The organism is Pseudomonas sp. PDM31 (assembly GCF_019218965.1).
Lineage (GTDB): Bacteria > Pseudomonadota > Gammaproteobacteria > Pseudomonadales > Pseudomonadaceae > Aquipseudomonas.
Genome location: NZ_JAHUWS010000003.1, coordinates 466,906 through 487,145, shown reverse-complemented (window position 1 = coordinate 487,145; position 20,240 = coordinate 466,906). Strand labels below are relative to the sequence as shown.

Below are 20,240 nucleotides of genomic sequence, written 5' to 3'. Positions count from 1 at the left end.
GCTGGAGTCCTTATTGATGCACGGCGAGCTGGTAAGCCGTGTATTTACGAATATTGATCACGCCGGTATCGAAAATCAGGTATTGGCCCTTGATCCCCAGCAGCGTGCCTTCGACAATCGGGTTCTTGTCCAGGTTGAAGCTGACAATCTTCGCCGGGTACTGCTCGACCGGAAAGCGGATTTCAAGGGGCTCGACGTCGGCAATGGTCTGGATCGCCTGCAAGCCGAATCGTTCCTGCAAAGCTTGCAGGCCCTCGGCGCAGCTGTCGAACAATTGGTCACGAATCTGCGGCAGATCCACTGACACTGCATCGCCCTTGAGCAAGGCACGCCAGTTGGTCTTGTCGGCCACCTGAGTGCGAAACAGGTCTTCAACGAAGCCCGATTGCTGGCGAGTGGAGACGCGCATGATCGGCAATGCCTGACTGGCGCCCTGGTCGATCCAGCGGGTCGGTACCTGGGTGGCACGAGTAATCCCGACCTTCACCCCGGAGGAATTCGACAGGTACACAATGTGATCGGTCATGCAGAACGTCTGGCCCCACTCCGGCTCACGGCAGGTGCCGGCCTCGAAGTGGCAACGCTCCGGGCTCATGATGCACACGTCGCACTGGGCCAGTTTGGTCATGCACGGGTAGCAGTAACCCTGGCTGAAACTGGTCTTGGTCTTGCGCCCGCAATGGGTGCAGTGGATCGCCCCCAGGTATTCCAGGCGCACCGTGCTGCCGATCAACGGATTGACCGGAACCTCGGTTTCGCCCAGACGAAAAGCGTATTGAACATTGGGCCCGTCCAGGCGCGCCGACATTTTGCTGATTGCACCGCGGCCAATCTCGATCAATGGATGGCATCCGACTTGAACAGGATATTGGGCACTTCAATCGACTTGGAGGCGCATTCCTGCGGGCCCATGTAACCGGTACGCTGGTCTTCGGGCAGGTTCTGGATCTCCCAGGCGATCATCGCCTGCAGCGACAGCTCCCGTTGCTCGGCGGTGAGTTTGCCACCGTCGGACCATTTACCGATTTCCACCGCCAGCTTCAGGCTCTCGTAGATATCGGGTGTGATGTTTTTGATCATTTCATTAAAAGAGGACATCAGGTCTCCGTGCTCTTTATTACATGTCTTGAATTAGACGGCCAGTTTACGGCGGTTGTACAAACCACCCAACAAACCGGTGAAGCATCCGATGAGTAACCCGCTGACGTGGGCCGCGTTGGCGATATCGCCGAAGCCGATCATCGAGACCAGCCCGGACAGGCACAGCACCAGCCACACCAGCATCATCACCAATACGCCGCGCGGCAGGCGATAGGCCGGGTTTGGCGCCAGCAGTTGAAAGATCCAGCAATGCCCCAGCAGGCCGTACAAGACGCCGGACAGGCCACCGAACAGGCTCGGACCGCTGAACAGATACTGGGTGAAATTGGACACCAGGCTGAACAGCAGGGTCAGGCCTATCAGGTTGATGCTGCCCTGGCGCGATTCGATACGCCGGCCCAGCTCCCAGTACCACATGCCGTTCATCGCCAGGTGCAGGATGCCGAAGTGGATCAGCATCGGCGTCACCAGGCGCCACCACTGCCCCGCCGCCAGACTGTCGGCCAGTGGCGTGAAGTGGATGTACTCGCCGACCACACGGAATTTGAGGAAGGTCAGCCAGCGCATGGTTTCCAGGTTGTCGCCCAGCAGCGTCACCGCGCCTACGATCAGGCTCAGCAAGAGCACCAGCGCGGTGGCCCTGGCATGTCGAACCTGCTCGGCGAAGCCTGGGCGGGCCCGGGTTTGCGCGACCGGTATGTCCAGTTGCTGATCGGGATCGCCCGCCGGAAAACGCTCGTACAGCGCACGAACGTCTTCGCTGATGTTGTCGGGCACCCACAACACCTGCTCACCGGCCTCTTCACTGACCCGGTGGGGCACCTGCATGCGTTGCAGCAATTTGACGAACCCGCTCAGGTCCACCGCCAGGGGCAGGCGCAAAACCGCTACGGTGCTCATCGCAGTACCTCCGGTCGCTCGACGTCGACCCAGACGAACTTGTTCGGATCAAGGCGGGTTTCCTGGTCCAGGCGATAGGCGACCAGTTTGCCGTAGAGCACCGCGCTGTAGTCCAGGCAGGCCAGGTTCGATCGGATGGGTGCCGGTTTGCCGCTGCGCCAGTAATGGCCGACGAACAACAGCGGCTCCTCGGCGCCATAACGCAGCAGGTTGTTCTTTTCGCTGGACGTCAGTGGCGTGCGGGCCACGGGTTCTGGCAAGGCGTCTGGCTGGAACACAATGTCTCCATAGGTTTTCGGGTCGTCTTCCCAGAATTTGGTGCGGAAGAACGAACGCACCAGGCCGTCACCGCTGGTCATGGTCAAGCCATGGGGCAAGCGCATGTCGGTGCCGCGCAGCAGGCGGTCGAACACGGTGCAGGCAAAGGTGCCCGACTCGGCCGATGTCTGCAGGAAGTGCTCATCGACACAACCGTTGGGGAACAATCTGCGCAGAGGCTCAATCATGCCGGTGTCCCAACAGGCGTGCACCACACGGAAGCGCCCGGCATCGAGGAACAGCGGCAGTTGGTAAAACCACTGCAGGAAGTCATGCCAGTCACCCGGATGGTCTTCGAACTGGGTCAGGGTTTCGTGCAGCAGGCGGGCATGGCGCGGGGTGTGTTCGCGCACGAACTGTTTGCCGCTACCGGGCAGCGCCGGCGTGCTCCAGCCCAGCGCGTTGAATTCATGGTTGCCCATGATGCACAGCGCCTGACCGGCCTCGACCATGTCATGGACGATGTGCAGCGCCTCGCGAATCCGCGGGCCGCGGTCGATGATGTCGCCGACGAACACCGCCATGCGCGAGGCATGGCGCCAGACGCCGCCCTGTTTGTGGTAACCGAGCCGGTCGAGCAAGTGCTCCAGGGTCAGAGCGCAACCGTGCACGTCACCGATCAGGTCGTAGCTACGCGCGGGATCGAGCATCAGTCGCCTCCACCCCCCAACTTGCTGCCCCAGCCGAGCTTGGTCCGGCAAACCTCATAGTAGTTGTGGTCGAGCGGATGAATCAGGCGCAGCTTCTGCGCTTTTTTGCTGATGGTAATGGTGTCACCGGGCGCACAGGTAAAGTGGTTCTGCCCGTCACACGAGACTTGCGGGTAAATCTGCATATCCTTGGACACGACGATTTTCAGCTCACTGTTGCCATCGACCACAATCGGCCTGCCCGACAAGGTATGGGGGTACATCGGCACAATCACAATAGCGTCGAGCTTGGGATGCATGATCGGCCCGCCGGCAGACATCGCATAGGCCGTGGAGCCGGTCGGCGTGGCGACGATCAGGCCGTCGGCCTTCTGGCTGCAGACGAACTGACCGTCGATGTACAGCTCGAACTCGATCATCCGCGTCGATTTGCCGGGGTGCAGCACCACGTCGTTCAACGCGTCGCCCTGGCCGATGGCCTCAGCGTGGCGGCGCACTTCGGCCTGCAGCAGGAAGCGGTTTTCCACCAGATAGTGGCCGTCGAGCACTTCGGCGACTTTGACTTCCAGCTCGTCGGGACGGATGTCGGTGAGGAAACCCAGGCTGCCGCGGTTGATGCCGAGCACCGGAATATTGTGCCTGGCCAGCGCCCGGGCGGCGCCGAGCAGGCTGCCGTCGCCGCCGACCACAATGACCATGTCGCAGACTTCGCCGAGCATCTTGCGCGACGAGGTTTGCAGGCCATGCCCCGGCAGGACTTCGGCGATGGTGTCTTCGAGGATCACGTGCAGGTGACGATCGAGCAGAAACCGTTTCAGTCGGCGGACGGTATCCAGCACCTGAGAACTGCCCAGGCGACCGATGATGCCGATATTGCGAAATTGCTCCATGGGGCTCCTGCGGGGGTCGCGGCGAAAAGCACGATTATGGGCGAAAGCCGGCCATAGACAAAATCCTTTCAGCTTCAAGGGTGTGCCCGGGTTTCGGGCTATGCTCGCAAGATGATCCTATTTCCAGACTTGCTTCGCCTGCCCCACCAGTTGCGCCACCCCGAAGTGCGTGACCTGGCGTGGGTCATCCTGGCGCCGCCAATGCTCGGCGATACCCCGTGGCCGCAGCGTCACCCCTTGGCGGGCAGTGACTGGGTGCAGGCACCGGAGCGCCTGGAGCACTGGTTGCTGCAACTTGATCGCGACAGTTATGGCTTGTTGCACTGGCTCGCCCAGGCCCGCACCCGACGCCTGGGCCTGTATTACGAACGGCTCTGGCAGTTCGCCGTGCAGCACGCTCCCGGCATCGAACTGATTGCCGCCAACATGCCGATCCGTCGCGAGGGCCATACCCTGGGCGAACTCGACATGTTGCTGCGTGACCGCGATGGCGTGCATCACCTGGAACTGGCGATCAAACTCTACCTTGGCCCGCAAACCGGCGACGGCCAGGATACTGCGCAGTGGCTTGGTCCCGGCTGCCATGACCGGCTGGATCGCAAGCTGGCGCACCTGAGCCAACATCAACTGCCGATCTCGGCACGCCCGGAGAGCCGCGAGGTGCTGGCGGCGCTGGATATCCGCCAGTTCAGCGCCCATTTGTGGCTCGGCGGCTATCTGCTTTACCCGTGGCCGGGGCAGTCCGTCTCACCGCTGGGTGCACACCCGCAACATTTGCGCGGGCGCTGGCTGCATCAGAAGGACTGGACAGCCTTTCTGGCCCAAAGCCCGCCCGGTCGCTGGCAACCCCTGCCCCGCCATGCCTGGCTGGCGCCGGCACATTATTCGGCGGAGCACACCTGGAGTCCGCAACAGATGGAGGCGTGGCTGGCCGAACTCGACCCACTGGCCCCGGCACAGTTGCTGGTGCGCCTGACGGAAAATGCCCATGGCGACTGGGAAGAAGCCGAGCGGCTGTTTCTGGTGGCGGATCTGTGGCCGAATGTGCCGGGCAATGCCTGAGTTATTGCGGCGTGTGGTCAGGCCCCATCGCTGGCAGGCCAGCTCCCACAAGAGTCTCGGTCGATCACAGAATAGGTATACATTGGCGATCCTGTGGGAGCTGGCCTGCCAGCGATGGGGTCAACGCAGGCTAACAGGACAACCACAAACCCGGCACCACGCCCCTCACGCCGATATCAAACCTTCTTATGCTGCTCCACCCACTGCCCATAAGCATTGATGAAGCTCTGCAGAAACGGCTTGACCTTTTCGGACAACTTTCCCGATTCATCGAACGCCGTACCGGCACCACCCAGATAAGCTTCGGGCGCCTGCATGCACGGCACATCCAGGAACACCATGGATTGGCGCAGGTGATGGTTGGCGCCAAATCCGCCAATCGCCCCCGGCGAAACACTGATGATCGCCCCGGGTTTACCACTCCAGGCGCTTTTGCCATAGGGGCGCGAACCGACGTCGATCGCATTTTTCAGCGGCGCCGGCACCGAGCGGTTGTATTCTGGAGTCACAAACAGCACCGCGTCGGATGAACTCACCCGTTGTCGGAAAGTGCTGTAGGCTGCCGGCGGTGAAGCGCCATCGATGTCTTCGTTGTAGAGCGGCAGATCACCGATCTCGACGATCTCGAGCTTGAGGCTGGCCGGTGCCAGGTCGGCCAGGGCCAGCGCGATCTTGCGGTTGATCGATTCCTTTCTCAAGCTGCCGACCACGACGGCGATCGTATAGACGTTGCTCATGGGAGATTCTCGACTGTCCGATGGAAAGAGCTTGTAGTTATAGATGACGATTTGAACAGTGGGCGATGAAAAAACACCCCCCCTGACTATTTTTTTCCCGCAGGAAAACTTACCTCGCCCAAGCACGGTCTACTGAGCCGCAAATTGAGTGATTAATCCCCAGAGGTTCTAAACAGATGGCAGCAGTACTCGTCGGTCAGTTTCATGCAAGAGATGCGCAAGGCCGTATCTACTCGGTGCACGAGTTTCAGGAATCCACCCCGGCAGCCGACGGCTCAGGGCCTGTCACCACGTATAAACTGGCCATCGGCGACCGCGTCAACAGAGTCGATGACAACGAGTTCATGCTGGTGCAAACCGGTGTAACTATCATCCGGGAACCGCAGACCGCTGTTGTTTCATAACCCGCCGTTATGAGCAGAAGTCATATGCGCACACTTGCGGTAGGATTCAGCCACTGACTCCTCCCACCTGCTGAACATGGACTTCACGCATGCGCTTACGCCATATCGAAGTGATCCAGGCGCTCCTGCAGACCGGTCACCTGGGCACCGCCGCCGAATGGCTGCAGTTGCCGGTGGCCGAAGTCGAGCATCTGTTGCGCGATGCCGAGGATCAGTTGGGTTTCATGCTGTTTGCCAGCGTGCGCGGGCGTTTGCAGGCCACCCGCGAAGCGCGGGAACTGCAACTCGAAATTGCCAGGGTGTACGATGCGCTCGAACCAGTGCAACGCCTGGCCAACAGCCTGAGGCAATACCTGGCGCCACCCCTGCGCGTCATCTGCACCCCGCCCCTGGCCCAACACCTGTTGCCGCAAAGCATCGCAACCCTGCGCCGACGCCTGCCCGATGCGCCCTGTACGCTGCTAAGCCAGCCCACCCGAGACATCGTCCGAAGCCTGCTGCTGCGCGAAAGCGACCTGGGGTTGAGCCTGCATGATCCCGATCACGCCGACATCCAGTGCCAGTTGATCGCCCAGGGAAAACTGCAACTGCTCGCCCCCCATGGCTGGCTGCAACCCAAGCAAAAGTACATCTCGCTGCAGGATCTGGCCGGCCAATCGATGATCGGTCTCGAAGGTCATGACCCCCTGAGCCCGGCGCTGGAGAACAAGCTGCACGCCCTGCGCCCGGCTCCGGTGATCCAGACCCGGGTCCAGACCCATCAGATGATGCGCAGCATGGTCGAGGCCGGTGAAGGCCTGGCCATCGTCGACCCCTTCACGGCCCTTGGCGCCAGGTCCTCGGGGCTGGATGCCTGCCCCCTCGCACCTGCGGTGCCAATCAGCCTTTATGCCTTGACCTTGAAGAACCACGAGCCTGCACAGGCGGTCCAGACCCTGCTGGCCATCATCACGGAACAAGCCGCGGCGATGCTGGCGAACTGAGCGCGGTTTCCAGCGGGTTTTCGAACAATCGGTACCAGAACAGCGCGACTTCGGCGGTGTTCGGATCGATGCCGCGATAACGCAGATGGTCGACCCCGCCAACCACATAGCCACAACGCTCATAGAGTCGGCAGGCGTCGAGGTTGTTGTTCTGGGTTTCAAGCATGATGCCTGGCAGCTTTTTCTTGCGACTCCAGAACTGCGCAACGTCCAGCAGCGCCCTGGCCACGCCATGCCGGCGTGCCGGCGCATGCACGGCCAACTCGTCGATATGGGCAAAGCCATTCCAGTTGGTGCTGACCACCAGATGTCCCACTGGCTGGTCATCGAGATAGGCCATGAAGATCGCACTGTCGGCCGCATCGCGAAAACTGCTGAACTCCTCAGGATCGATGCCGTAGCATTTACGATAAGGCGTGATCGGGGTCACCGGCCACTGCGCCACCGGTTTGCCAATTTGCGCCGCACCATAGGCCGCGACTTCAAAACTGAAGTCGCTGCCCCAGATGTAGGCGGCAAAACCGTCATCGGCAACCCGCACCGAGAGCCCTGGGTAATTCGGATTGATAACCGGCTGCATACTGGGAAAGGTCCTCACTCCTTGATGCAATCGACGGTGTATTGCCGTCCATTGCCCTCATCTTCATGTTGCAATCCGTGCACATCGGCCACGAACCCCGGAAAACTGCTATCGAACGTACGGGCAAATGCCAGGTAGTCGATGATCGAGCGAGTCGCTTCGGTAAAACGTTCGCCAGGCATGATCAAAGGGATTCCCGGCGGGTACGGCACCAGCATGACCGCGGCGATGCGCCCGTCCAGTGCATCGATCGACACGGCCTCGACCTCGCCACGCACCAGTTGATCATAGGCGTGCGCCGGCTTCATCGCGACCTCCGGCAACACCGTATACATGCGTTTTAGATGCCTGGCCGTGGCATTGCTGCGGTAGCAGGCATGCAACTGGTCGCACAGGTCGCGCAGGCCCATGCCCTGATAGCGCGCGATATTCGGTTGCGCCACGCACGGTAGGCAGCTCGCCAGGCTCACATTGGCGTCGTAGCTGCGCTTGAACTCCAGCAGTTCGGTGAGCAGCGTGCTCCATTTGCCCTTGGTGATGCCCATGGAGAACAACACCAGGAACGAGTACAGCCCGGTCTTCTCCACCACCAGCCCGCGCTCCCAGAGGAACTTGCTGACCACTGCTGCCGGAATCCCGCGCTCGCTGAGGGTACCTGCGGCGGTGAGGCCCGGCATTACCAGCGTGACCTTGATGGGATCGAGCAACACATAATCGTCGGTCACGCCGCCGAACCCGTGCCAGTCGGCGTCGGGTTGCAGCAGCCAGTCTTCGGTAGCGACCCGCTCGATGCCTTCGACCGAAGGTGGCTGCCAGATTGAGAACCACCAGTCATCAGCGGCAATGTGCTGACGCAGATTGGCCAGCGCACGACGAAAACTCAGGGCCTCGTCGAACATTTCCTGGAGCAGCGAACGCCCCGCCGGCCCCTCCATCATGGCCGAAGCCACATCCAGGGATGCGATGATGCCGTACTGCGGCGATGTCGAGATGTGCATCATGAACGCTTCGTTGAAGCGATCGCGGTCCAGTTGGCGCGCGCCGCCGTCCTGCACGTGGATCATCGATGCCTGGCTGAACGCCGCCAGCAGTTTGTGGGTGGAATGGGTGGTGAACACCAGCGGACTGTCTTCGCCGCGGGACGTACCCATGCCGTATCGCCCGGCGAAAAACTCATGGAACGCCGCGTAGGCGTACCAGGCTTCGTCGAAGTGCAATACCTCGACACTGTTGCCCAACTGCTGTTTGATCAGTTCGGCGTTGTAACACAAGCCGTCATAGGTCGAGTTGGTCACCACCGCGAGCTTGACCTTTGGCGCCCGGCCTTTGGTCAAGGGGCTGGCGTCGATCTTGGCCTGTATTGATTCGCGGCTGAATTCGCTTAGCGGAATCGGGCCGATGATCCCCAGTTCATTGCGCTCCGGGCACAGGTACAGCGGGATCGCGCCGGTCATGATGATCGAGTGCAGGACCGATTTATGGCAATTGCGGTCCACCAGCACCAGGTCGTCGCGGCCAACCATCGAATGCCAGACGATCTTGTTCGCCGTGGAGGTGCCATTGATCACGAAGAAGGTGTGGTCGGCGCCAAAATTGCGCGCCGCGCGGGCTTCCGCTTCGGCAAGGGGGCCGGTGTGGTCGAGCAGCGAACCGAGTTCCGGCACCGACACCGACAAATCCGAGCGCAAGGTGTTTTCACCGAAAAACTGATGGAACGCCTGCCCTACCGGGCTTTTGTGATACGCCACGCCACCACCGTGGCCGGGGGTGTGCCAGGAATAGTTGGAATCGGCGGTGTGTTGCACCAGTGCCTTGAAAAACGGTGGCAGCAAGCCATCGAGGTATTTGCGCGCAGCCCGTGCCACCTGGCGGGCGAGAAAGGGCACGGTGTCTTCGAATAGATAAAGAATCCCGCGCAACTGATTGAGCTCGGCCATGGCATCGGCCGGGGCGTTTTCCAGGGTGACTTTTTCGCCCAGGGCGAAGATTGGCAGATCGGGTGCACGAACCCGGGCCAGGCCGATCAATTCGGCCATGTTCTGCAACAGATGCGAGTGGGTGCTGGCGTCTTCCGAGGCAATCAGCATGCAGGACAAACCGTGGTAGGTCGACGCAACCAGTCGCCCTTCGGTGTAATCCACTGCCGAGACGATGCTGAACCCTTCCTGCTCCAGTTCCCGGGCAATGCCGCGCACGCGATCACCGGCCACGGTATCGGCCTTGATGTCGCGATGAACGATCAGGACCGGGAATTTCAAATCTTTATACATGAGGCTCAGTGTCCTGAGGCGGCAGACCTTGGCCTGCCAATCACCTCAGGGTAGAGGGTTGCAGCGGAAGTGGCGAGTGGGACGCCCCAATATGGGTCGGTCAATGTGATCAGAGGACTCAAGTGCAATCTGTGCATTTGTGGCTTGGGGGCTGTGGCAAGTGGGGCTTCCTGTGGCAGGTGGGGGTCTCCTGTGGCAGGCGGGGTCTCCTGTGGCAGGTGGGGCCTCCTGTGGCAGGCGGGGTCTCCTGTGGCAGGTGGGACTCCTGTGGCGAGGGGGCTTGCCCCCGCTCGGCTGCGAAGCAGTCGTAAAACCATTACATGCGGTGTATCTGTTGCACCTCAGTGACGGGTTTTGGGGCCGCTTCGCGACTCAGCGGGGCGGTGCGGCGGTCCGACAAGCCCTCGCCACAATCAGGCCTGGCCTTGCGCCTCGGCCAACTGCACCCACAGCGCCGGAGCACCGGCGGATTTGCCGATGATCTCCAGGCGAGCCGCATGCCGGGCCAGGTCGTCTTCACTGGCGCGAATGATGCGCGTCAGCTGACGGTCGGCAGGCAAGCGGCGAATTTCCGTGGCCGAGTTGTCCGCTCCGTCACCGGAACCGTTGCCGTCGGAAGCATTCCCCGCCAGGGACAAGCTGGTCTGCCCGCCGGTCATGGTCAGGTAGACGTCAGCAAGAATCTCGGAGTCGAGCAAAGCGCCGTGCAGTTCACGACCGGAGTTGTCGACACCATAGCGCTTGCACAAGGCATCGAGGCTGTTGCGCTGCCCCGGGTGACGTTCCCGGGCCATCATCAGGGTATCGAGGATCGAGCAGTGTTGCGTGATGTCCGCGCGATCGTGCTGCCCCATCAGGGCAAATTCGTTGTTGATGAAGCCAACGTCGAACGCCGCGTTATGGATGATCAGCTGCGCGCCCTTGATGAACTCGAAGAACTCGTCGGCCACTTCATTGAAGCGCGGTTTGCCGACCAGGAATTCGTTGGTGATGCCGTGGACGCCGATCGCGCCCTCGTCACTCTCACGATCCGGCTGCAGGTATACGTGGAAATGCCGGCCAGTCAGGCGCCGCCCCATCAGCTCGACACAACCGATTTCGATAATCCGGTGGCCGTCGGTCACCGGCATGCCGGTGGTTTCGGTATCGAGTACTACCATCCTGTTAGCTATAGTTTTGTAAACCGTCATCGCGTACCCGCCTCTAAACACACGCCAGATCTTACCACATCGCTCGAAAGCAATCTTAATGACCAATGATCAGGTGTAAACAGCCATGTACCTTCCACTCAAGTGCGCCAATGTGTAAGTGCACCATTGGTGGCGGAGCACTGCAAGCAGATAGCCACTTTCGGCGCCAGAGATGATCTTTGAGCTTCATTAGAAGCTGAATTCGATTCATTAAAAGTTGAAACACCCTCTTGACCGCCGACCTCGTGCGGAATTGCTCCGCCTGGTCGGTAACGGAACGCTTTTGAAACCGGTTTTGCCTACACGTCTGCAAACGCAGCGTTCCTCGCGGTCACGAGTGTGGGTATGGGTATGGGTATGGGTATGGGTATGGGTGTACTTGATTCTCCCCGGCGAGGCCGACAGATCTCAAGAGATCGAACAAAATTGAAATCAGATTGCTGTCGCAGGAGAGTGAACTAACGCATAGATGTTTACGCCCATTATTTTCCGGCGACATTGCTCTGTTCAGGATCCGGAATATTCAAGAATTTGTTTGATACCCGTATTGATCGGGAAGGGTTCTTTTATTACCAGAGCCAAAGTTCACCATTGATGCGCGCATGTTTTAGCCGTGCCAATCAAGCATCGCTTGTTTAGCTATGAACGCCAGAGCCTTTCGTCTAGCTCCACCTCTCGCTTGCATAGACATTCCATGTATGACGGTCACATAGAGGTCTGTCCTTCGGAATCCGTATCGGCAAGTTCGTCCACCTTCCACCTAAGGAAACTCTGAAAAAGACTTCCAAGTCTGCTGAAATACGCCTGCCCCACGAACTAAACGGTTGAGCCCCGAGGAAGCAAATATCCTTCGCCGATGCCGAATACGCTGGCAAACGCAAGCAAACCCGCCGCGAGCGCTTCCTGATTGAGATGGATCAGGTCGTGCCCTGGAAAGGTCTGGTTGCGTTGATCGAACCGTATTATCCGAAGGGTGAAGGCGGTCGTCCGGCGTATCCGTTGATGGCCAATCTGCGGGTTCATCTGATGCAGAACTGGTTTGGCTACAGCGACCCGGCGATGGAAGAATCCCTCTACGAAACCACGATTCTGCGCCAGTTTGCCGGGCTACATCTGGATCGGATTCCGGATGAAACCACGATCCTCAACTTCCGCCGCCTGCTGGAAAAACATGAGTTGGCTGCCGGGACTTTGCAGGTCATCAATGGCTATCTGGGCGACCGTGGTTTGCTGCTACGCCAGGGGACGGTGGTCGATGCAACGATCATTCATGCGCCGAGTTCGACCAAGAACAAGGACGGTAAACGTGATCCAGAAATGCACCAGACGAAAAAAGGTAATCAATATTTCTTCGAAATGAAAGCGCATATCGGTGTCGATGCCGAATCCGGTTTGGTGCACAGCCTAGTGGGCAAGGCGGCGAATGTCGCGGACGTGACACAGGTCGAACAGTTACTGCATGGAGAGGAAACTTATGTCTCTGGCGATGCCGGTTACACCTGCGTGGACAAGCGTCCGGAACATCAAGATCGCCAGATGATCTGGTCAATTGCCGCACAGCCCAGCACGTATAAGAAGCACGGCAAGCAGAGTTTGATCGCTCAGGTGCGTCGCAAAATCGAATACGCAAAGGCCCAGATGCGAGCCAAGGCCGAACATCCGTTCCGGATGATCAAGTGCCAGTTTGGCTATACGAAAGTGCGCTATCGCGGGCTGATAAAAAATACCGCGCAACAGACCACACTGTTTGCCCTGTCAAACCTGTGGATGATGCGAAAACGGCTGTTGGTTGCGGGAGAGGTGCGTCTGTGATGCGCGAAATGCGCGGAGAAAAGGCACTGTTCAAGGAAAAACAATGAATTAAGAAGAGCCTAAGTCTGATTTTTGGGAGGCCGTCGTTTTTTTGAACTCCAAATGGTTGGAGCATCAAAAAATCGCGGGGGTACTTCAGACCTTCCCTAAACGGCCAAACGGCGGGCAAGTCAACCGTCGCCTAACCGGTTGGCAATGAGCGCAATACTGTCGAATTTGAACCGGCGTCAGTCAATCAGCTTGATTACCGTCTCACTGTGGTTTTTGAGGGTCGTTTTAACCCTATGTACCAAGTCTCGTGGACATTCGTATTGACCTTGGGCAAATCGCGAGGCTACTAATCGAAGATCTGCTGCTACGTGCCAGAGCATCGTCACACCAAAGGCTGCGTCCCATTCCTTGATCCAGTTCTTTTCATCCAGCGTATTCCAAAATGACTTCTGACGCTGCAATGCTTCATGAAAGGCTTGCAGGTCCATCGGCCAGTGGTCAACTTCCCCTAACTGACCGTGAAGATAGAGCGCATGCAAATGCCGGTAGAGTTCTGAGTAACAGGCGCGGTACGGCGTCGTCAGACACACGAGTTTTACATAACAAGAAAAGTTCTTGCGCAGCCATAGCCGGTGGACCAGATATCGCAGATCGCGCGTGCGCAGCAGCGCAACCAGGTAAGCCAGTCGAGTCCAATCGGGGCAACCGCACAGAGCCTCCATCATCTTTTCGCTGAAAGGAAAAAGCGGCGCGCCGTTCATGCGCACGCGTTGAATGAACACGTCTGCCGCATCGGATGGGATGTCCTCCCAAACAAGTACCGTCCAAAGTGGATTGTCTAGTAAGTCCTTCAATACCGGGAAGTCGCTTACTAATTCAGCGAACCAAGGCTCGCGTGGCCATGCCCCCGCCAATAGTTTAAACCATTTGGAATTAGGCTTCTGGCGGTCCGGTAGGGAGGGACGCCGCGACTGCCACCAACGATCACACCAACGGGCAAAATCCGTCGGCGATTCGTATCCAGCTATGCAGAATAGGGTGTAGCCAAAAGCTATCGCCTGGAATTTGTGAATGGTTTGAACAGACGAATCGCTCATCGCGCACCTCCGACGCCCCCAAGAAGAACTTAAACCGGCTACGCATGGGTGTCTTCAAATGACCGCTTCCCGGCTTACCTAAAAAGGACCCTAACAGAAATGCACAAACTATTTCAATCGCCGAATTCGAATCTAGAGCCAACTTAAGAATAATTTATGGCCTACAAGCAAAGCCCACATCGTCCGTAAAAAAGCTCAATATATATCGGACTCACCACCGACCTTTTTAGGTAATAACTACATTTCTGCTGTGTATAGCGATGAACCACATGCAGCATGACTGATTAGTCCAGTTACTGGAGATACAAAAAGCCCAGGGGTGGAGTCTTGAGCTTTTGCGGGGTAGTAAGTTTTAGCAACGTCTGACAGCCGCATTCTGCGCCCCCTCGGTTGACGAGTCGGCCGTATGCCCATTCATCCTAGAGGTGCATTCATCGTGACAGGCGAGGCCTACCTGTACCTGGCGCTTGGGAGCACCATGAATATTCGGACGTAACAACATGAACTATACCCTCAAAACCTTCATTGCGAACAACGGCGAACGATTCTCTCAGCTCTACGAGGCTAGCGAACCAGGCTTTCCTCTGTTCTACCCAACTGCCTACATCGCACGATCGATCAGACCATCCACTACCCACGAAACGCAGAAGGTCTACCTCGCAACAATCAAGCGAATCTGTGAGTGGGAATTCAGCAGGAACATCGACTTAGCTACATATTTTCACAGCCGGAAATTTCTCAGCGCGATTCAGATTGATGACCTTGCGGACTTTCTGCGCGCTAGCAAGCTGGGTAGCAAGGGAAGCGTCATCAGCAGCCCCAAGTACAACACCTATGTTGCGTACGCAGCAGGGTATATTCGCTGGCTCGCGCAAGAGGTCATAACTGATTCCAACACTCGCAACGTCAGGGATGCCGTAGAGGAACAAAACAACATGCTGCTGAAAAAGAAAAGGCGCAAAGCCGGTTCTAAATCCGCACGCGATCGACGAGTTGTGACTACGAAGCTGCCCTCGCAATCTCGTACCACGCTGCGGGACCTGTTCGACCACCCTTTTGAGAATTTACGGAAACCGCAGGACAGTGGATCCAGACTCCGCAATGTTGTGATGCTCCGTGTTCTTTACGAAACGGGTATGCGATCCGGCGAACTACTGAGCCTGAAACTCAAGCATTTCATAGAAGCAGGGGGCGACGACAGCGCCTATCTGGATATTGATCGCAACCACCATGATGCGGTTGACACCAGGCTACATCAACCGGTTGCAAAAACATTGGGACGCAGAGTTCCGATATCACGAAGCCTCGAGGAGCAACTAACAGATTATCGAAACAACTGGCGAGCAGAAATACCTAGGGTCGGATTCTCGGATGAGGATTTCATTTTCGTCGTCCACCGTGGCGGACACAGCCAGGGTAAAGCACTTCCGAAAACAGCATTTAGTTCAGGACTAGCAAACCTCAAGCAAATCTTTAACTCCCTCATGCCAATTCACCCCCACTTATTGCGACACGACTGGAACTACCGTTTTTCAACACAGGCAGATAACGACAACATGCCTTTTGAAGAAGAGCGGACCTTGAGGGAACAGCTAATGGGCTGGGCACCAGACTCGGATATGTCTAGGCTGTACAACCGCCGCCACATTGAGAAAAAGTCGCATGAAATTGGTCTGAGAATCGCCTCCGACACCGCGAGGTTCAACGAATGAAAAAAAAAGTTATTTTGCCAAGCACATTCAAGTTGCTTGAGGTTGATCTCAACCGAACAGAACGCGCTGCCCATCAACTTGATTCTTTTTATTGGGACGGTGACGTTCTTCGCCATTCAGGTAAAACAAGCTTTTTCATGGCTAAAGCCCTGTCTCAACTAAGTCCAATTCTAAGGCTGTCATTCAAACAGCACGTCATCTCCTTCACAAAGCAGGGCTACTATGCACCAAATACCTACGAGAGTTTTTTCTCTATGCTGCTGACGGCTCTCAACTTAAATCCCACAAGCGCATTTGATTCAAACTGGATAGCACAAGCACTGACCAGTCCAGCGTTCCGGCGTCATAAGAAAGTAACCACTCGCTTCCTCCTCCACTGGCAGGAGCGAGATAGTGCTGCCGTCAGCCCAGATGCCTTGCGATTATTAAATGATAGTGTCCCGTACCGCAATGGCCCCCGTAATGTGCTCTCCGACGACCCGGAGAAAAGCTGGCTAACCGATGAGGAATATGATGGCCTCTTAAACGTTGCATGGAACAATTACGACGACGGCGCCAGCTCTACCCAAGTCACGCTCGTCAAGTTGCTATCGATGCAATATGCTCGAAGACCTATACAAATTGCTTACCTCAAAGTCGGCGATGTTCGCGAAAACCATTCGGACAACAAAGACTTTCCAGGACGAATCATAGACTTCCCCGGAGTAAAAGACTTGGTCGCCGAGACTGCTTTTCGCGACAGCAAGTTCGAAACTCACCCGCTATCTGACCACTTATGGGATTTATGCTGCATTCAACGCCAGGAAGTAAGGGCGCTTTACGAGCATGTCTTGGGCTCAGCATTAACGGTAGATCAATTGAACAAACTGCCGCTATTTTGCAGTAAAACGTGTATTAAGAAAGCTCGGCAACTCATCGAGACTCACTACCGACTCAACTTGCTAGAGCATTTAGACAGCGAACTTTTTCATTTGCGGAAGGGATATATAGGCACCATTATCAGTTGGCATTCCAATTCCCCGAACTGCACATATGGCAAAAAGCGGTTAAAGATACCAAAAACGCCAATTAGTCCGCGGACAGGCAAGACAATCGTCGTCAGTGCATTACGAATGCGTCATACCCGAGCACGCCAGCTCGCACGCAAGGGGGTTCCCAAGCATATACTTTCTGATTGGATGGGCCATACATCCGAAATCTCGATACATGCCTATTACAGCGACCCAGCCGAGGCGGCACGGAAAATCAATGAGGCAATGGCTCCCATGCTTGCACCACTGGCAATGGCTTTTGCAGGAACATTGATCGACTCGGAGGAACAAGCCAAAAGAGCCAGCGACCCGACAAGTAAGCTTGAGTTCGCCCACGAAGGTGAGCTTAAGAGTGTCGGGCGCTGTGGAAAACACAGTTTCTGTGCGACGACTTCGGTGCCGATCCCCTGCTATCGCTGCATGCATTTTGAGCCGTTAGTCGATGCGCCTCATCATGAAGTACTAGAGGCGCTGCAGCAGCGTATGGCAGCCGAGGAGCAAGTGCTAAAGATTGGCAGCCCCCGAAATCTGCTCATTCCCATTGACCTCTCGGCCGACATTCGAGCCGTCAAGAACTGCATTGCGCGCTGCAACTTTCACAAAGCCGAGCGGAGATCAAGTCATGAGTAAGATTATTCGGTTCATACCTAAACACGAGTTTTCTGCCCAGCAAAATCTCAACGAGTTCATTATTCTCGCTCGGGACCAACTGACGCTCTGGTCCGACTTGGAGGGTTTTTCTTGGGATGCGAACAGATGGTGTACGCCGTTTAGAACCGTACGCTTCATCAACTTTGAACACGCCAGCCTTCACTCCCGCAAAAAGCCCGAACTACATCAACTGATGCATCCCTTTTTTGCCGAGTTTGCTAAGGCCTACCTGCGCTATAAGAATACGCTGTGTCCGCGCAAGACGCTTAGCAATCAAATGCAGGCGCTTCGAGTGATCGAGTTTGCGTTGAGCCAAGACTTCGAAATACCGGATATTACTAAGTTCGAACAGCGACATTGGGACAGAGCCATCACCGCGCTCGAAACTTTTGCCGCCCGCGAAAATATTTGTACTCTCATAAAAAGCATCCTGAAGATGCTGGCAGACCTCTTTATCGTTAACGTCGATCCGACGTTTTGGAATCATCCCTATCAAGGCTTGCACAGCTACAACGTTATCAACGGAAGTAGGGCGCCGGATGAAATTAAGGCGAAGAAAATACCAAATCAGGACGCTCTACTGACCATAGCTGAGGTATTCTCACGAGGAGAAAGTGAAACGTATTCGGCTGAGGACGTGTTAGTTACCTCCATCACCGGACTTTTACTTAGCGCACCCATGCGTATTAGCGAGACCCTACGATTTCGCACTGATTGCCTGCATAATGGAACGGATAAGAACGGAGAAATGCAACACTATCTCGCATATTGGGTACCGAAGACCCGGCAATTCGCTCGCAAACCAATTCCTAGTATTATGGTAGATGTCACTACAGAGGCGATCAAGAGGCTAAGTGTGATAACCGAGGAAGGTCGTCGCCTCGCGAGTTACATGGAGACAAATCCAGCAAAATTTTACCGTCACTCGAACTGCCCGGATGTTCCTGACGACCAGGAGTTAACGCCCGACCAAGCGGTGGAGGCGCTAGGCTTTGCCAGTCAGAATAGCTGCCGCGATTTCATTAGGAGACATACCGGAAACGGTACGCTATTAGGTTTTACACTGGACGCCTTGTGGCAATTGGTGCTGATCGAACACCGCGCGTTCAACCCGCATTTCCCCTACCAGGAAGCCCCGGATAGCTCGGCACAGTTACCCCTGAAAATGTCGGAGTCCCTAATGTGTTTTCGTCGATCTGAACTGACAACTAGGGTCAGCACAAGCCCAGTACTGCTTAAGCCGTTCCATGAAGGTTATTATTCCGGACGCTTGAACATCGGAAGCAGAAACAGAGAGCACATGAACTTTTTCGCTCGAAACGGCTATCCCCCCCTCAAGCTTAATTCTCACAGCCTCCGCCACCTGCTCAACAGACTGGGACGCGCCAGCGGCCTTTCCGTCGAGATGCTCACTGAATGGAGCAGTCGCGCTTCTACCCGGCAAACCCGTACATACCTGAATGATGACCCGATCAAGACTGCCGCCAAAGGAGCTATGGTGCTCGGGACCATCCAAGAGCAGGAGCCGCTGAATCCAGTCACCAATGGAGAAACGGAGCTTTATGGCAATGGGCCTTTCCATCGCAGCCGCTATGGCATTTGCCGGCGTAGCTGGAGAGCCGGTCCTTGCAACAAGTTCGCAGACTGCCTCAATTGCTCGGAACTGCTCATGTGCAAAGGCGACAAGATCGCCGCTGAAATCATCAAACTGGATCGTGACAATCTCGTGCGGACTTACACGGCCGCCCAACGTGCGATAGCGGAAGGCGAGCGGGCTGCATCGCGCTGGACGGAAAAGGCAGGACCGCAGATCGAAAGACTCGATCAACTGCTTGTCATCCTTCACAACCCTGAAATACCTGACGGCAGCCCTATCGAAATTGCCGGAGAGGACTTCAGCCATGAGAAGGTGATTTTGTCCGAGAAAGCCAAAACAACAGGTGTGAAGTTGCTAGACAGGAATGAACTACGCATCACATATGGCGATGATCTACTGGCCTGCCTGGAGTTACTTCGGAGTTCCGATAATGCCTAAAACGATCACAGAGCAACATGTAAGAAAAATCGCTCAGATGATTCGTAACTGGTCGATCGAGCATGCACTGGACTGGAACGCAGTCTGCATTGGTGCACAAGGGATTTTGGGGTGGGACAACCCGCCAACACGTCAGGCGCTCGACAAGAAAATAGCGATAAAAGTCTCGTATAAGACGAAGAAAGGACATCTAAAGCTTGAAAAACAGAGGCTTGTGGACATGCCGAGGCCACGGAGTACGCTGGATGCCATGAAAAAAATCACCCGGCTTCAGGCAGAAAACGACGAGCTGAAAGCAGAACTTGCCAGAATGGCCGAGATGGCGAACCGGCTGATATACAACGCAACGCTTGCGGGCCTTACACGAGAGCGGCTAATGGCCCCGCTTCCGACTATCCGTGAGCCACAGTCCCGCAAAGCTTGAGTTCCTCAGTGAGAGCTTAACGCAATTTTTGTATTTTCTGTCGTCTAAGTATTGACGCCATACGGATTGGAAGGACGGGTAGCTTATGCGTCATCTAAGACCTAACTCCAGTCTTGGTGAGGTCGAACGGGCATGGTCAAGCGAGGTGCAATTACCCACCCGACAATGCCCTATATAGCACTTGGAGAGGTATTTCTCAGAGCCTGGCACGTTCGACCTTTGGCACCAACTCAGTCTTTCGCTGCCCTACCCCCCCTTATTTCTTCTCTGTTCTTCTCAGGTTGATACTAGAATTCTCTGCACTGCTTCAACTTTCGAGTCTGCCTAGGGAGGAGGAGCAGCGCTGGCAAGTCTGGACTTTGCGAATGGGGCTTGCTGGAGTCGCCAGCGAGCCTGCCGGCC

Annotated in this window: 18 protein-coding genes; 8 read left to right on the top strand and 10 right to left on the bottom strand. The window is 56.5% G+C overall.

The window, feature by feature from the left end:
- Positions 1 to 10 precede the first annotated feature (10 nt).
- The 5 genes from KW839_RS08610 to KW839_RS08590 are packed head-to-tail and all read right to left on the bottom strand — an operon-like array spanning position 11 to position 3,859.
- Positions 11 to 841, bottom strand: coding sequence for a DUF2797 domain-containing protein (locus KW839_RS08610; protein ID WP_060540508.1), 831 nt, complete (start codon positions 839 to 841; stop codon positions 11 to 13).
- Positions 838 to 1,098 (bottom strand): YeaC family protein, encoded by a 261-nt coding sequence (locus KW839_RS08605; protein ID WP_060540507.1) that lies wholly within the window; start codon positions 1,096 to 1,098, stop codon positions 838 to 840. Before KW839_RS08605 ends, KW839_RS08610 begins: the two co-directional genes overlap by 4 nt.
- A 33-nt stretch (positions 1,099 to 1,131) precedes the next feature.
- Positions 1,132 to 2,001, bottom strand: coding sequence for a rhomboid family intramembrane serine protease (locus tag KW839_RS08600; protein WP_218424063.1), 870 nt, complete (start codon positions 1,999 to 2,001; stop codon positions 1,132 to 1,134).
- Positions 1,998 to 2,969, bottom strand: coding sequence for a metallophosphoesterase (locus KW839_RS08595; protein WP_218424062.1), 972 nt, complete (start codon positions 2,967 to 2,969; stop codon positions 1,998 to 2,000). The genes KW839_RS08600 and KW839_RS08595 overlap by 4 nt, the downstream gene beginning before the upstream one ends.
- Positions 2,969 to 3,859 (bottom strand): NAD(+) kinase, encoded by an 891-nt coding sequence (locus KW839_RS08590; RefSeq protein ID WP_060540504.1) that lies wholly within the window; start codon positions 3,857 to 3,859, stop codon positions 2,969 to 2,971. Before KW839_RS08590 ends, KW839_RS08595 begins: the two co-directional genes overlap by 1 nt.
- 111 nt (positions 3,860 to 3,970) lie before the next feature.
- Between KW839_RS08590 and KW839_RS08585 the strand changes: the two genes are divergently transcribed.
- Positions 3,971 to 4,921, top strand: a complete 951-nt coding sequence (locus tag KW839_RS08585; RefSeq protein ID WP_060540503.1) for a DUF1853 family protein — start codon at positions 3,971 to 3,973, stop codon at positions 4,919 to 4,921.
- Positions 4,922 to 5,097: 176 nt separating this feature from the next.
- On the opposite strand, the gene KW839_RS08580 is transcribed toward KW839_RS08585, so the two are convergent.
- A complete protein-coding gene (locus KW839_RS08580) occupies positions 5,098 to 5,658 on the bottom strand; it encodes an NADPH-dependent FMN reductase (RefSeq protein ID WP_060540502.1) in 561 nt (186 codons plus the stop codon).
- A 176-nt stretch (positions 5,659 to 5,834) separates the two neighbouring features.
- Between KW839_RS08580 and KW839_RS08575 the strand changes: the two genes are divergently transcribed.
- Together KW839_RS08575 and KW839_RS08570 are read left to right on the top strand one after the other, a co-directional pair.
- Entirely contained in the window at positions 5,835 to 6,062 is a 228-nt protein-coding gene (locus KW839_RS08575) for a hypothetical protein (RefSeq protein ID WP_060540501.1), read from the top strand.
- A gap of 89 nt (positions 6,063 to 6,151) precedes the next feature.
- A complete protein-coding gene (locus KW839_RS08570; protein WP_218424061.1) occupies positions 6,152 to 7,045 on the top strand; it encodes a LysR substrate-binding domain-containing protein in 894 nt (297 codons plus the stop codon).
- On the opposite strand, the gene KW839_RS08565 is transcribed toward KW839_RS08570, so the two are convergent.
- The 3 genes from KW839_RS08565 to dnaQ form a co-directional block, all read right to left on the bottom strand.
- Entirely contained in the window at positions 7,011 to 7,625 is a 615-nt protein-coding gene (locus KW839_RS08565; RefSeq protein WP_060540499.1) for a GNAT family N-acetyltransferase, read from the bottom strand. The two genes, KW839_RS08570 and KW839_RS08565, sit on opposite strands and share 35 nt — an antisense overlap.
- A 14-nt stretch (positions 7,626 to 7,639) precedes the next feature.
- Positions 7,640 to 9,895 (bottom strand): Orn/Lys/Arg decarboxylase N-terminal domain-containing protein, encoded by a 2,256-nt coding sequence (locus KW839_RS08560; RefSeq protein WP_218424060.1) that lies wholly within the window; start codon positions 9,893 to 9,895, stop codon positions 7,640 to 7,642.
- Between the two features lie 413 nt (positions 9,896 to 10,308).
- On the bottom strand, positions 10,309 to 11,085 hold the full coding sequence (gene dnaQ / locus KW839_RS08555; protein ID WP_371318053.1) for a DNA polymerase III subunit epsilon: 777 nt from the start codon (positions 11,083 to 11,085) through the stop codon (positions 10,309 to 10,311).
- 843 nt (positions 11,086 to 11,928) lie between these two features.
- Between dnaQ and KW839_RS08550 the strand changes: the two genes are divergently transcribed.
- Entirely contained in the window at positions 11,929 to 12,897 is a 969-nt protein-coding gene (locus KW839_RS08550; protein ID WP_218424108.1) for an IS5 family transposase, read from the top strand.
- Between the two features lie 227 nt (positions 12,898 to 13,124).
- Here KW839_RS08550 and KW839_RS08545 read toward each other — a convergent pair whose 3' ends face one another.
- Entirely contained in the window at positions 13,125 to 13,985 is an 861-nt protein-coding gene (locus KW839_RS08545; RefSeq protein WP_218424058.1) for a hypothetical protein, read from the bottom strand.
- A gap of 500 nt (positions 13,986 to 14,485) precedes the next feature.
- Here KW839_RS08545 and KW839_RS08540 point away from each other — a divergent pair, with 500 nt between their 5' ends.
- The 4 genes from KW839_RS08540 to KW839_RS08525 are packed head-to-tail and all read left to right on the top strand — an operon-like array spanning position 14,486 to position 19,838.
- Positions 14,486 to 15,697 carry a site-specific integrase gene (locus KW839_RS08540; RefSeq protein ID WP_218424057.1) on the top strand — a complete coding sequence of 404 codons (1,212 nt, stop codon included), beginning with the start codon at positions 14,486 to 14,488 and terminating at the stop codon, positions 15,695 to 15,697.
- A complete protein-coding gene (locus KW839_RS08535) occupies positions 15,694 to 17,358 on the top strand; it encodes a site-specific integrase (RefSeq protein WP_218424056.1) in 1,665 nt (554 codons plus the stop codon). Before KW839_RS08540 ends, KW839_RS08535 begins: the two co-directional genes overlap by 4 nt.
- Complete coding sequence (locus KW839_RS08530) at positions 17,351 to 19,414, top strand: integrase (RefSeq protein WP_218424055.1); 2,064 nt, start codon at positions 17,351 to 17,353, stop codon at positions 19,412 to 19,414. The genes KW839_RS08535 and KW839_RS08530 overlap by 8 nt, the downstream gene beginning before the upstream one ends.
- Positions 19,407 to 19,838: a hypothetical protein gene (locus tag KW839_RS08525; protein WP_218424054.1), complete on the top strand. Its 432-nt coding sequence runs from the start codon at positions 19,407 to 19,409 to the stop codon at positions 19,836 to 19,838. Before KW839_RS08530 ends, KW839_RS08525 begins: the two co-directional genes overlap by 8 nt.
- The last annotated feature ends 402 nt before the right edge of the window (positions 19,839 to 20,240 follow it).

What these genes read in the sequence shown, in the direction of transcription:
- KW839_RS08605 (WP_060540507.1), bottom strand. Translation starts at nt 1,098, where the DNA reads ATGTCCTCTTTTAATGAAATGATCAAAAACATCACACCCGATATCTAC.
- KW839_RS08600 (WP_218424063.1), bottom strand. Translation starts at nt 2,001, where the DNA reads ATGAGCACCGTAGCGGTTTTGCGCCTGCCCCTGGCGGTGGACCTGAGC.
- KW839_RS08595 (WP_218424062.1), bottom strand. Translation starts at nt 2,969, where the DNA reads ATGCTCGATCCCGCGCGTAGCTACGACCTGATCGGTGACGTGCACGGT.
- KW839_RS08590 (WP_060540504.1), bottom strand. Translation starts at nt 3,859, where the DNA reads ATGGAGCAATTTCGCAATATCGGCATCATCGGTCGCCTGGGCAGTTCT.
- KW839_RS08585 (WP_060540503.1), top strand. Translation starts at nt 3,971, where the DNA reads ATGATCCTATTTCCAGACTTGCTTCGCCTGCCCCACCAGTTGCGCCAC.
- KW839_RS08580 (WP_060540502.1), bottom strand. Translation starts at nt 5,658, where the DNA reads ATGAGCAACGTCTATACGATCGCCGTCGTGGTCGGCAGCTTGAGAAAG.
- KW839_RS08575 (WP_060540501.1), top strand. Translation starts at nt 5,835, where the DNA reads ATGGCAGCAGTACTCGTCGGTCAGTTTCATGCAAGAGATGCGCAAGGC.
- KW839_RS08570 (WP_218424061.1), top strand. Translation starts at nt 6,152, where the DNA reads ATGCGCTTACGCCATATCGAAGTGATCCAGGCGCTCCTGCAGACCGGT.
- KW839_RS08565 (WP_060540499.1), bottom strand. Translation starts at nt 7,625, where the DNA reads ATGCAGCCGGTTATCAATCCGAATTACCCAGGGCTCTCGGTGCGGGTT.
- KW839_RS08560 (WP_218424060.1), bottom strand. Translation starts at nt 9,895, where the DNA reads ATGTATAAAGATTTGAAATTCCCGGTCCTGATCGTTCATCGCGACATC.
- dnaQ (WP_371318053.1), bottom strand. Translation starts at nt 11,085, where the DNA reads ATGACGGTTTACAAAACTATAGCTAACAGGATGGTAGTACTCGATACC.
- KW839_RS08545 (WP_218424058.1), bottom strand. Translation starts at nt 13,985, where the DNA reads ATGAGCGATTCGTCTGTTCAAACCATTCACAAATTCCAGGCGATAGCT.
- KW839_RS08540 (WP_218424057.1), top strand. Translation starts at nt 14,486, where the DNA reads ATGAACTATACCCTCAAAACCTTCATTGCGAACAACGGCGAACGATTC.
- KW839_RS08535 (WP_218424056.1), top strand. Translation starts at nt 15,694, where the DNA reads ATGAAAAAAAAAGTTATTTTGCCAAGCACATTCAAGTTGCTTGAGGTT.
- KW839_RS08530 (WP_218424055.1), top strand. Translation starts at nt 17,351, where the DNA reads ATGAGTAAGATTATTCGGTTCATACCTAAACACGAGTTTTCTGCCCAG.
- KW839_RS08525 (WP_218424054.1), top strand. Translation starts at nt 19,407, where the DNA reads ATGCCTAAAACGATCACAGAGCAACATGTAAGAAAAATCGCTCAGATG.